Raw genomic sequence first — 12,855 nt, 5'->3', positions numbered from 1 at the left:
CCTCCGTTGTGGTGCTCACAGGGAACGCCAATGCGTTCAGCGCAGGCTTTGATCTAAAGGACGCCGAGGGCCGATCACGCAAGGCCATGGATATCGGTTCGTTGCGCCGGCACCTGAAGCTCGGACCGCGGCTCTCCCGCGTCTGGCAGGAGATGGAGCAGATCACCATCGGCGCGATCGAGGGATTTTGCATCGGCGGCGGCGTGGCGCTCGCGGTCGCGCTGGATTTTCGCGTGATGGCCCGCGACGCGCATTTGCGCGTGCCCGAGATCGGGCTCGGCATGAACATGAGCTGGCAGAGCATTCCGCGCATGCTGCATCTGATGGGCCCGGCCCGCACCAAGCAGGCGGTGATCCTGGCCGACCAGCGCATCTCGTCGGCCGAGGCCTATGAATGGGGACTGGTGGAAGAGGTGACCGATCCCGGCAATGCCTTCAACGCCGCGATGGCGCTGGCGGCGAAGGTCGCGAGCCAGCCGCCGCTGTCGGTGGCCATGACCAAGCTGACCGTGAATCGTCTGGCGCACGCGCTCGACGACCTCGCCAGCCACATGGACGTCGACCAGTTCGCGCTGGCAAGTCTGAGCGAGGACCACAAGGAGGGCGTCGCGGCTTTCCTCGAGCGGCGTAAACCCCGTTTCCGGGGGCGGTAGCGCCAGCCTCCGCAACGCCTGAACCAAAAATCGTGAAAACAACCCCATGCAAAGTAGATTGGATGGCGCGGGACAGGCCATTGCGCGCCTGATTGTATTGTGTCCTAATTGCAATCCGAAATAGATCGAACGGGAGCAATCGATGTCGAGACTGCTGTTCGCGCTCAACTGCCTGTTCTGCCTTCTGTTTCCAACCGGAGCGTCCGCATGGGGCTATCAGGGCCACGAGGTGGTCGGCTCGATCGCCGACCAGTTGCTCAATGATAACGCCCGGCAACACGTCCGGGATATCCTGAATTTCACCAGGCCGCAGTTGCTGACCGCAGGTCCTTGGGCCGACTGCGTGAAGAGCGTTGTCCGCGACGTCGACGGCTTTGAGTACGTCGTAGACCCGACCCATCTCGAATACGAGGTGCCGTGCACGCCGTTCAAGGCGCCGGAGTCGAGGGCGCGAATGGTGGATTACGTCAGCCGAAACTACGCCAACTGCGTGCAGCCGCCGACCGGGTGCCATTCCAATTATCACTTCGATGACGTGGCGATCCAGCGCGACGGTTACGATCGAAAATATTTCGGGACCAGCGATCACGATCTGGTCTCGGCAATCGGCGCGGCGATCGCGGTCTTGACGGACAAGCCCGCGCCGCCGCCATTTTCGATTCGCGACAAGAAGGAAGCTCTCCTGATGCTCGCCCATTTCGTCGGCGACCTGCATCAGCCGCTGCATGTCGGCGCGATCTATCTGGATGCCGCCGGCAAGCTCGTCGATCCCGACGCGGGCCCTGAGGATCCGGCTACGGAGACGCAGGGTGGCAACTGCATTCAGGATCAAAACCTCAACCTGCATCACGAATGGGATGATATCCCAACCGATATCGGCGAGGCCTACACCAAAGAACTGAAGAAGGCGGCCGATCAAGTGGCGCCGAGCCAGGGGTCCAACATTGAGGACTGGCCGGCACAATGGGCTTCCGACACGATCCTGGTCGCGCGCGAGGTATTTGCGCATCTGAGTTTCGTGCCGGTCAAGCAGGCCCCACCGTGCAATCGCAACTGGGCCGTCGTGTTCGAGAATCACGACGCCTTTCTGCGGTCGATGGATGCGATCAAGCGCCAGCAACTGGCCAAGGGCGGGGCGCGGCTGGCCGAGCTCCTGAACAAGATCTGGCCGAAAAACTGATCCGGGACCGCCGCGATGTCGAACACGCCTCAAGGCCTCTATTCTTCCGATGAACTGCTGGAAGGATTCTCCGCAACCGATAGCCTTGGTTTCACGCTGACCCGCGACTTCTCGATCTTCCGTTCCTTCGTCATGGCGGGTGGAGCGGTGCCGAGTTCTCTGATGGTCAGGCGCGACCAGGCCGATCATGACGCCTGCATCGGCGATGGCTTGCGCCGCTTCCTCAAAGCCCACAAGAAGCCGCTGGTCGGTGTCATGGGCGGCCACGGCGTCACCCGTAACAGCGATGCCTATGTCGATATTGCCAGGCTGACCCGTCATCTGGCCGAAAAATACCTGATCGTCACCGGCGGCGGCCCGGGGGTCATGGAAGCCGCCCATGTCGGCGTGGCGTTCTCGACCTCGCCGGAGGCAACGTTTCAGGCGGCGCTCAAAAAACTGGCCGACAAGCCGGTCTTTCCGGGGCTCGACAATCTGCTCGCCGAGGACGGCTCGATTTCGGGTGGTATGGACGATCGGCTGGTTCAGGCCAGGGATTGGCTGCAGGCGGCGATCGAGGCTAAATCCATGGCGCCCGCGGCTATGCCGGTGAGCCTCGCGATCCCGACCTGGCTCTATGGCGCGGAGCCGACCATGCCGTTCGCGACCCATTACGGAAAATACTTCCAGAACAGCATCCGGGAGGAAGCGCTGATCTCGAACTCGCGGGCCGGTATCATCTACGGCGAGGGCGGAGGAGGGACCCTGCGGGAGATCTTTCAGGACGTCGAGCTGAACTTCTACGCCAAGGAACCGAAGGACTTCACGCCGATGATCTTCTTCAGCCGCGACGGGTTCTGGCAGCGGGAGGCCGTGATCCGGGACCAGCAGGTCGTCGAGAACGGCATCAAGCTCGACGAGGTCGTCCACAACATCTTGCGAGCGGCCCGTTACGGGATCGACAAGGACGACGAAAAGGTCCGCTCCTGCATGGCCAAGATCTGCTTCACCGACGACCACGACGAGATCGACGAGGTCCTGTCGGTTCACGCCGGACATGCGCGCCAGAACCTGATCTACGCCATCAATGCTGAACCGCTGAAGGTGACGATCTCGCGGCTCAACCGGCCCTGAACCATTGCTTTCACTGTTCTACGTCTACGCAGTCGCTGTCACTGACAGATCGTTGGGGCCGAGATATGAGATGTCGATTCTGTCGACCTGTTGCGACGCTTGAGCGCGCGCCACCCCTGTTCGTGTTGGATTGAGAGCGGCATGCAGATTGCCGAGCGGGGCACCATCGGCTGCGAGCACGCGCGGCCGACCATCGAAATCGTGGATTTGGACAGGTGTGCCTGGCGGCGGCGGCGCGCCGAGCCAAGCTACATTCGCCCAATACCGGCGGTCGGCCCAGGCACGGTTATCGCTCGGTTTGAGGCTTTGCACGAATTCCGTCCACATCGCTTTGGTAGCCAAGGTCGGCCAGTCGGGAAGGGGGCTGCGCGCAGTCACCGATTCGGAATTGAGCCATTGTCGAAGTTGTTGACCGTTCTCGAAGGTCGCGCCGGTATCAACGACGGCCTTGATGGCTGCAAGCCTCGAGTTGAAGCCGGCCTGGATGAGAATCGAGGCTGAGCGGTTCAGCGTACCGGTCTCGACGGCGGCGACAGCGTAGGCGAGTTCGAAGTCGGTCATCGGCAGACCGTCGATGGTGTCGCCGTGGGCGGCGGCGCGAACGCGGATGGCGTCGAGGGCCCATGGCAGCCGATAGACCAAGCCTGCCTCGATGAACTGCAGAGTATCGGATTCCTGACCCGCGGCGATGGTGGCGAGCGATTGGCCGAGTAGCCAGGCACGCAAGATGTCTCGCCAATTGGCAGGCAACTCATCCGGCGTGAAGGGATAGAAAGGGAAGACTAGCTCGGCGATGCGAGTGATGGAGTCGATCGCGGACTCGGCGTTGCCGTTCAGAATGCTGCCGTTGGCTTCGATCAGGAGAAGGTTGGCGGTCGGAGCGATGGCATCGAGCGCATGTCCGGCGGCCAGTCCGACGCCGGCGAGAAAGTAGCCTCGGCGACGCGCCGCGTTCGTCTGACTCCAAACGAGCCGGCTGCGCGAAACGAGCCCTGCTGTTAGCACTCGCCGTATCGCCTCGTCGTGCCGTAGAAGCCGGCGGTGCCACAGCGAAGACTGCAGGATGTCGTCCAATGCGGCTTCGATCCCGGCGTCGGGGATATCGTTTTCGCCAATGAGGCTCAGGACTGCGGTGTCGAGGGTCGCGATGTGCCGTTCCCAATCAGCCAACGCGCGATCGCGATCCTCGGCCTTCTCGTTCGCGATTTCGGGAAACGTCCATGCCGCCGCGTTGTTGACGACATATTGCACCAGGTGGTCGAGGTCGCCACCCACGCGGGCATGCATGCGGGAAAGGAGGGCCCAGACCAGCTGGATCAGTCCGCTCTCCATGTTGCGCGCGCCCAGATCGCCGATCAGGGATTCCCAACTGCGCCGCTTCTTCGCGATGTCGTCGAACATGGGGTAGACCACCACGCCTTCAACGTCGACATAGGCGCGTCCGGCCCGCCCGATGACGTTCTTGAACTCCGAAATTTCGATCCGTTCGCCGAAACGATAGAGGGAGTGCATGATGACGGCCGTGGCGGACAGGTTCAACCCTTGCGCCAGAGTAGGGGATGAGATCGTCACCTTGAGGACGTTGTCGCGAAGCAGACGCTCTACCTCCTTTCGGTAGGCCGTCGGCAGCGCTCCGTGGTGAAGCGCGACACCGAGCCGCAGACATTTGAGGATCGGGCTGTTCTGACCCAGCCACTCCTCGCCCAGCGCTATCGCGGTATTGAGAACGGCGGGCGCCGTATCCAGCAACGAGCGCAGTGCACCGCGTTCGTGCAGATCGACGATGACGTCGGCGAACGGCTCGACGCTACGGCGTTCCGGGCAGAAGATGAGGACGGTCTGCCTATCCTCGACCAGCCGCCAGGCGGTTGCCAGGCAGAGCTCGCGTTGATCCTTCGGGAAAAGGCGGGTTCGGGGTCGCTTCGGCGGGATCCAATTCGGAGGCGCCGCGCCCGTAAGGAAGCGGGGGACGAAAGGGCGCTCGTCGCCGACACGAAGATTCAGTCGGGCGGTGGGAGACGACCAGACGACCTCGCCGAACCGCAATCGCGTCGGCCTCCAATCGTGCTTGATCAAACCGCCGGGATGATCGCGTCGCAACCAGCCGGCGAAGTCGTCGAGTTGATCGCCGTTGGGCAGGATCGCGGACAGGCAGACAATGCGCCTGGTCGCCGCATCGGCACGGCGAAGCAGTCTCTGAATCTGTACTTCGTATCGCACCTCGCGCTCGTTGGGGCCGATCATGTGGCCCTCGTCGAAAACGAGCAGGCCGACGTCGTCGAGAAGGGAGGGATCGTTGCGAAGGGCGAAGTCGAGCTTCTCCGGCGTAGCTACGACGATATCCCGCTCCCGGATCGCATCTTCGTCGAAACCGCTGACGCCGATGCTGCCGTAGAGCGCGGATATCGTCTTGCCGAGGGGGCCGAAAGTCCCTTGTAGGGTGGTTTCCGTCTGTGCCGACAGCGCGCGCAGAGGCGTGACGAAGACGACCCGCTTGCCGCTGGCGAGGCAGCGCAGAATGCATAGTTCCGCGATGCGCGTCTTGCCGGCGCTGGTGGGAAGCGAGACGACCAGGTCGTCGGCTTGGTCGCTCGCCCGCGCAGCGGCGTCGATCTGGGATGGCCAGAGATCCACTTCCGCCCTAGGCCGACGTTGCAGCAGCGCGATGAACAGTTCACGAAGGCGCCACCAATCGGCGGCTTCTCCGCCGGCGGGTTGTCGCGGCAGCCGTTCGTGGAAGGTGTTCGACCAGAAGTCGGCGATAAGATGGGTCGCGACGCGGTGCGCCCACCACTGCGGCAGCATGTTCAATTCGCTGCAGATCGCAAGCGCCGTCCGGAGCCGCTCCAGCGCCTGGCCGAGCAGCGCCGGCTCTCCCCGTTCGACCGCCAGAAGGAACAGGGACATGGCCGCCATGAAGGCATCCGTTAACGCCGTGTCGAGCCCATCGAAGATGAAGTTGTCGTCGTCGGTTCCATCGGCTTGGCCGAGCCTGACTTGAATGGCTTCCGCGATGCGGCGATCGCTACCCTCTCCGGACGCTCGGTAATCGAGCACGGTGCTGCGGAAGCCTCTGAAATTTCGCCGCATCAGTTGCGCGAGAGCCCTCTCTATCGGAGCGAAATTCTCGTCGGCCTCGACGATCGCGAGGAGCGAGTAGGCGCGCGCCGATAGATGCGCGAGATGGTAGCTCGCGGCGGTCATGATGAAGTGGAAATCCCGATCGACCTCGGCGCGGTTACCTTTTGCGATCACAGCTTCGAGGGCGGTGGCGGCCTGTTCGAACGCGATCCGCGCGAGAGCCGGGTCGCCGCCGAGTTCTCGAAAGCGTAGACCGTGCCCGAGAAGGACGTAGCCGTAGGAATGGAGCTCGTAGCTGAGCTGCGGACTGAAAGCCGGAGCTCCCGGCGGGAGGACGCCGTCGCGCCAGATGATCGCGCGGGCTTGGCCCTGTGCAATCAGGCGACCGCGAAAACCGGCGGTCGCTGCTTCCGCGATATCCGCGGCTATGGCTTCAAGACTTGTTGCCATCGGCGATAACCTTATCGTAGACCGCGCCGACGAAGCTGGCATGGCCGTCTACGCGCAGCCCGATGCCCCACTGGATGATCGGACCGGGGTAACCCTGTAGCGCGGCGGTCAGCAACGCGTCTGGGGCGTTGCCGGAGAAGACAAACAACAGATGCGTCACGCTCTGCACCGGGATGCCGTGTTTGAGCAACGCGTCGTCGATCGCGTCGGCGAGTGTCGGATTCCCCATTCCGAGAAGGCGCTCCGAAATGAACGAAAGCGCGTGTGCCGAGGGGAGGCCGCCGTCCTTGTCCAGTCCGGCGCGCGCATCGGCGAGTACCTTGGTGGTGAGACTGGCGCGGCTCTTCGCCTCGGTCTTCAGAAACCGTAACCGCTGGGTCTGGGCGTCCAGCTGAATGGCGATGACGTCCTCACCGCGCATCGCCATGTTGCGATGATCCTTCCAGCGCAGGCGTTTGATGGGGGCGCGGTAGCCGCTGTGCGCATCGATCCACTCGGTCGCGTAGATCTCTCCGAGATCGCCCGACCGGATCTGCTTCGTCGTCGGAAGCTTGCCCTGAATGAGAGCCGCGGCGGCAGGCTTGCCGAGTCGGGCGAGCGCGCGCGCCACGTGTTCCTCCGACGCGTAGTGGCCCGGGACGATCGCCGCGGTCGCATTGACCCCGGTGTCGAGCATCGCTGCCTGTCCGGTCATGACCCGCCGGTGGTGATTTCCGACCTTCCCGTCGGTCGTGCTGCACCAATCGTTGAATTGAGCCATCTCGCTTCGTCCCTATGCCGCGAGATCGGATCGACGTGATACGTCAGGTCGCCGCCGCAGACGGTCGACACCGACCCGGAACCTCGGACAGATCGGGCCACGATCATCGCCTCGAAAGGCGCCTGTCGATCTTATGGAAGGGTTCAGCATTGCGGGTTTCATAACGACTTTAACGATTGATTCCTTCGCTATCAACAAGTTCAGGTGGCGCCCCGCGCCGGCTAGACGCCACGGCCCTTCGGCGCTTCGGCCAGGGGCCGGATCGGAAAGTTCAAGCTGCCGTAATCGATGTAGATGTCGCTCGCGTCAACCAGCCTCAGCAGCATGCGGTCGAACAGCCCGCGGAGAAACTTGGTGTCCTGGATGGCTTCGAACTCACTTCCCGTGGGAATGGCCCTTCCATGGGCGGCGGCGTTGCGCCGCCGCCAGGCCGCGCTTTCGCTCGCGCCGAATTCGAGCTTCATCCGGGCGAGAAGATCCTCCATTACCGCCTTGTGCGGCATGCCGTTCGTGCGGCCGATGGCTTCCTGCAGCAGATGCTTCCGGTCAGCCGGGATCCCGAGGTTTTCGACCAGCGGCTTCACCGCTTCGAAGAACTTGCCCCAGGTCTCCCCGTCCTCGACGATCTTGGTCGCGATCTGGCCCGAAAATCGGTCGGCGCAGGTCTTCCTGAGCGCCTCGATGATGGCGCCGAAATGCACCGGCGCAATATGCGGCGTCGCGCAGCGGGCGTGCCAGAAGCCCCAGTTGAGATCTCCGAAGCCGAGTTCGTCGTATACCGCATAGAGGGCCGACGCGATCCGGGAAAGCCGCGCCGGTTCGATCTCGTTCCGCGACCGCGCCGCCAGCGGAGCAGGGGGCATGACCGGTAAATCGAACACGCGGCCGTCGATGCTATAGGGGCTGATCGCTTTGAACGAAACCATCTTCCAATCGGCGGAATAGGCGGTGTGCCCCAACGACACCAGAAACATGCCGAGCGAGAAGGAGAGGACATTCCGCACTCGCTCCCGCGTCTTTTCGTCGGGCGTTCCGCGATAGATCAAACAGCCCGGCTTGCGGTGCCGGTCGCCCGGTTCGATCCATTTGGCGCAGAGATACACATCGATATCGACGACGCGGGCCTTGACGCATGCGGCGCTGCCGCCTTGTTCCGTCTCCTCGTCGGTGATGGTGACGCCATTGGAGCCGAGCCCGATCGAGCGCGTCTCAGTCACCCTCCTTTCGCAGTTGATCATTTGCGGCCAATGAAACCAATCACCCACGTTTTCGAGCCAGTCGATGGTGTGGGCGGGAGCATCCGCATCCGGGAATGTCGCTTCGACGGAATGCACAGAACTGATCTCGACCGTTTCACGTACGCCGCGACGATGATCATTGGAGGTCTTGAAGCTGAGGGGCTGGACGCCCTTGCCGGTCGCGTTGAAGCCGAAGCCGTTTTCCCAGCGGACCCGGTCGTCGTTCCTGCGAAGCGTACCCGGCGGATACGTCGGCGCCGACGACACCGCGTCGCCCGCGGTGGTGGTCTCCATGACCAGATCGAGGTCCTTGTTCCGGCGCAGGACGAACGAGATGATCGGGGCGCGCAGCGGGCCGGGATCGACGATCCGGAGCAGACTTCCGGTCATCGTGCGCTCGACGGGATCCCAGAGAAACTCGCTCATGCGATGGCTCACCCTGTGGAAAGTTCCGAATTCTCTGTTGGCGTGACACACTTGAGGGATGGCTGAACGCCAAGACGAAGGTCGAGGACCGCTGCGCTCGCGCCCGTAGAACAACGTTCTACCATTGCTGACAAGGAGCGATTGCGGGCTTATCCACGACCGCCGAACGCCACCACCGTTCGTTGGAGGCTGGAGCAGGCTAGTGCAGTTGGGAAGTTGGGCTTCTCTGCCCATCCGTGATTCGCATAAGGTATATTATGGAATATAAATAGCTATAATTAGATCAAATAGTTAGAGCGATATGATGAGGCGCTATCGCAAAATGTAGCCTGATGCCGCCCATGGCTATGTCCCGCGTTTCTAAGCCGTGCCGCACCTGCCAATGCCGATATTGCCGCCGCGGGCGGGATGCTGCAAAAGCCGGCGCGCGAGATCGCAGATGACCCGGCGGCATCAGGTCCGTATAGGTACGCTCTCGGGCCAAGAACAATAATCTCAAGGGAGACATCCAGATGAGTTTTTCACGACGCGCGCTGCTCAAGGCTTCGGCTGCCACGGCGGCCATGGGCGCCATCGGCGCGCCGCTGGTGGCGCGCGCGCAGACGGCCGAATTCACCTACAAATACGCCAACAATCTTCCCGATGCCCATCCCCTGAACATGCGCGCCAAGGAAATGGCGGCGGCGATCAAGACCGAAACCAATGGCCGCGTCGACCTGCAGATTTTCCCCAACAACCAGCTCGGCTCCGACACCGACATGCTGAGCCAGATCCGTTCCGGCGGCATCGAGTTCTTCACGCTGTCGGGCCTGATCCTGTCGACGCTGGTGCCGGCCGCTTCCATCAACGGCATCGGATTTGCGTTTCCGGACTACGATACGGTGTGGAAGGCGATGGACGGCGATCTCGGCGCCTATGTGCGTGGTGAGATCACCAAGGCGGGTCTCGTCGTGATGGACAAGATCTGGGACAACGGCTTTCGCGAAACCACGTCCTCGAGCAAGCCGATCAACGGTCCCGACGATTTCAAGGGCTTTAAAATTCGCGTGCCGGTCTCGCCGCTGTGGACCTCGATGTTCAAGGCGTTCGACGCCGCACCCGCCTCGATCAATTTCAGCGAGGTCTATTCGGCGCTGCAGACCAAGATCGTCGAGGGCCAGGAAAATCCGCTCGCCATCATCTCGACCGCAAAACTCTACGAGGTGCAGAAATTCTGCTCGCTGACCAATCACATGTGGGACGGCTTCTGGTTCCTGGCCAATCGCCGCGCCTGGGAAGCGATGCCCGAGGACATCAGCGCCATCGTTGCCAAGAACATCAACGCCGCCGCGATCAAGGAGCGCGTCGACGTGGCCAAACTCAATGCCGGGCTGCAGCAGGAACTGGCCGGCAAGGGCCTCGTATTCAACCAGCCGGAGGTAGGGCCATTCCGCGAGAAATTGCGCTCCGCCGGGTTCTACTCCGAATGGAAGGGCAAATACGGCGAGCAGGCCTGGGCGTTGCTGGAGAAATCCGTCGGCAAGCTGTCGTAGCGGATCGCAGCAATAGCCAGCAGGGCGACCGTCATGGCTCACGCCGAAATCTCGAGAGCCGCGGACGGCGAGGCGATGCCCCCTCGCCGCCGTTCGGCGGTCTTGTCGCTGGAAAGCTGGCTGGCGCTGCTGGTCGAAATCCCGGCGGCATGTCTCGTCGTCGCCGAGATCGTCATCCTGTTCGCCGGCGTGGTGGCGCGCTACGGGCTGCGCCAGCCGCTGATCTGGTCGGACGAACTGGCCTCGATCCTGTTCCTGTGGCTTGCGATGCTGGGCGCCGCGGTGGCGTTCCGCCGCTCCGAGCACATGCGGATGACCGCGATCGTCGGCAGCGCCAGGCCCGCGACACGGGCCTGGCTCGAATTGGTTGCGACCTCTGCGGCGCTGGCCTTTCTGCTCCTGATCGCGTGGCCGTCCTGCCAATACGCCTACGAGGAAAGCTACATCACCACGCCGGCGCTGCAGATCGAGAATATCTGGCGCGCCGCGGCGCTGCCGGTCGGCACCGGCCTGATGGCGTTGTTTGCCTTGCTGCGGCTGGCGCGAGCCGGCGATTTGCGAACCGTGCTGGGCGCGGTGCTGTCGGTCGCCGCCGTGATCGCCGTGTTCTGGCTGGCGCAGCCATGGCTGCGACCGCTCGGCAACCTCAACCTGGTCATCTTCTTTGTCGGCGTGGCCGGTTTCTGCGTGTTTGCCGGCGTGCCGATCGCCTTCAGTTTCGGGCTTGCGATCTTCGGCTATCTGGCGCTGACCACGCGGACGCCCTTGATGGTGCTGGTCGGCCGCATGGACGAGGGCATGAGTCATCTGATCCTGCTGGCGGTGCCGCTGTTCGTGTTCCTTGGCCTGCTGATCGAGATGACCGGCATGGCGCGCGCCATGGTGGCGTTTCTGGCGAGCCTGCTCGGCCATGTCAGGGGCGGGCTGCATTACGTGCTGGTCGGCGCGATGTACCTGGTGTCCGGCATTTCCGGCTCGAAGGCCGCGGATATGGCAGCCGTTGCGCCCGTTCTGTTTCCGGAAATGAAGGCGCGCGGCGCCCGGCCGGGCGATCTCGTGGCGCTGCTGGCCGCCACCGGCGCGCAGACCGAGACCATTCCGCCCAGCCTCGTCCTGATCACCATCGGTTCGGTGACCGGGGTTTCGATCTCGGCGCTGTTCACCGGCGGCCTGTTGCCGGGCGTGGTGCTGGCGATCACGCTGTCGGCGCTGGTGTGGTGGCGCTATCGCGGCGAGGATTTGAGCCATGTCCGGCGCGCCAGGGCCGGTGAGGTGATAAAATCCTTGGTCATCGCCCTGCCCGCGCTGGCGCTGCCGTTCGTGATCCGCGCCGCCGTGGTCGAGGGCATTGCGACTGCGACCGAAGTGTCCACCATCGGCATCGTCTATGGCCTCGTCATCGGGCTCCTGATCTACCGCCAATTCGACTGGCGGCGGCTGGTGCCGATGCTTATCGAGACGGCATGCCTGTCGGGTGCCATCCTTCTGATCATCGGCACCGCGACCGGCATGGCCTGGGGCCTGACCCAATCCGGCTTTTCGCGGGCGCTCGCGGCCGCCATGACCGGCCTGCCCGGCGGTTCGGCATCCTTTATCGCGGTCTCGATCGTGGCGTTCATGGTGCTGGGCAGTGTGCTCGAGGGGATTCCGGCGATCGTGCTGTTCGGGCCGCTGCTGTTCCCGATCGCGCGCGCGGTCGGCGTGCATGAGGTGCACTATGCCATGATCATCATCCTGGCGATGGGCATCGGATTGTTCGCCCCGCCCTTCGGAGTAGGCTATTATGCCGCCTGCGCCATCGGGCGCGTCGATCCCGCCGAGGGCATCAGGCCGATCTGGGGCTATCTGCTGGCGCTGCTGGTGGGGCTAATCGTGGTGGCGATCTTTCCGTGGATATCGATCGGGTTCCTGTAGGCGTGGTTGAATGGGAGATGGCCGATGAGTGGGATGCAAAGCCAATACAATCTCGGATTGGACAAGACCCCCGCCAACTACGTCGCGCTGACGCCGCTGAGCTTCCTTAAGCGCAGTGCCGCCGTCTTTCCCGATCATGTCAGCGCCGTCTATGAGGGTCGCGTCTTCACCTGGTCGCAGACCTATGCGCGCTGCCGGCGATTTGCCTCCTACCTTGCAAGCCGGAACATCGGTGACGGCGATACGGTCGCGGCGATGCTGCCGAATATCCCTGCCATGAACGAGGTGCATTTCGCGGTCCCGATGGCCGGCGCCGTGCTCAACGCGCTCAACATCCGGCTCGATGCCGCCTCGATCGCCTTCCAGCTCGATCACGGCGGTGCCAAAATCATCCTGGTCGATCCCGAATTTGGCGGCGTAATCACGGACGCGATCAAGCAGATGAGCGGGCCGAAGCCTGCCGTGATCGACGTCGACGACGCCTCGTTCTCAGGCGGCAAGCGCATCG

The 12,855-nt window shown here is 63.1% G+C and carries 9 protein-coding genes; 6 read left to right on the top strand and 3 right to left on the bottom strand.

All coding sequences use genetic code 11. From position 1 onward, the window contains the following. The 3 genes from VK804_RS00385 to VK804_RS00375 all read left to right on the top strand — a co-directional run. Positions 1-653 (top strand): enoyl-CoA hydratase/isomerase family protein (locus VK804_RS00385; RefSeq protein ID WP_325366530.1); only part of this gene is annotated, 653 nt, incomplete at its 5' end. Positions 654-795: 142 nt separating this feature from the next. Then, positions 796-1,833 (top strand): S1/P1 nuclease, encoded by a 1,038-nt coding sequence (locus VK804_RS00380; RefSeq protein ID WP_325366529.1) that lies wholly within the window; start codon positions 796-798, stop codon positions 1,831-1,833. Positions 1,834-1,848: 15 nt separating this feature from the next. Then, positions 1,849-2,946 (top strand): hypothetical protein, encoded by a 1,098-nt coding sequence (locus tag VK804_RS00375; protein ID WP_325366528.1) that lies wholly within the window; start codon positions 1,849-1,851, stop codon positions 2,944-2,946. Between the two features lie 24 nt (positions 2,947-2,970). On the opposite strand, the gene VK804_RS00370 is transcribed toward VK804_RS00375, so the two are convergent. The 3 genes from VK804_RS00370 to VK804_RS00360 form a co-directional block, all read right to left on the bottom strand. Continuing rightward, complete coding sequence (locus VK804_RS00370) at positions 2,971-6,477, bottom strand: DEAD/DEAH box helicase (RefSeq protein WP_325366526.1); 3,507 nt, start codon at positions 6,475-6,477, stop codon at positions 2,971-2,973. Then, a complete protein-coding gene (locus VK804_RS00365; protein ID WP_325366524.1) occupies positions 6,461-7,237 on the bottom strand; it encodes a Hachiman antiphage defense system protein HamA in 777 nt (258 codons plus the stop codon). Before VK804_RS00365 ends, VK804_RS00370 begins: the two co-directional genes overlap by 17 nt. 221 nt (positions 7,238-7,458) lie before the next feature. After that, on the bottom strand, positions 7,459-9,135 hold the full coding sequence (locus VK804_RS00360; protein ID WP_325366523.1) for a hypothetical protein: 1,677 nt from the start codon (positions 9,133-9,135) through the stop codon (positions 7,459-7,461). A 278-nt stretch (positions 9,136-9,413) separates the two neighbouring features. Here VK804_RS00360 and VK804_RS00355 point away from each other — a divergent pair, with 278 nt between their 5' ends. From VK804_RS00355 to VK804_RS00345, 3 genes are all read left to right on the top strand, one after another. Further along, entirely contained in the window at positions 9,414-10,433 is a 1,020-nt protein-coding gene (locus VK804_RS00355) for a TRAP transporter substrate-binding protein (protein WP_325366521.1), read from the top strand. Positions 10,434-10,466: 33 nt separating this feature from the next. Next, entirely contained in the window at positions 10,467-12,347 is a 1,881-nt protein-coding gene (locus VK804_RS00350; protein WP_325366519.1) for a TRAP transporter large permease subunit, read from the top strand. A gap of 24 nt (positions 12,348-12,371) precedes the next feature. Beyond that, on the top strand, positions 12,372-12,855 hold a 484-nt coding region (locus VK804_RS00345), incomplete at its 3' end, for an AMP-binding protein (RefSeq protein WP_325366517.1).

This window comes from Bradyrhizobium sp., assembly GCF_035484855.1.
Classification (GTDB): domain Bacteria; phylum Pseudomonadota; class Alphaproteobacteria; order Rhizobiales; family Xanthobacteraceae; genus Bradyrhizobium.
Note: the sequence above shows the minus strand (reverse complement) of the source record. Positions and strands in the feature narration are given on the sequence as shown.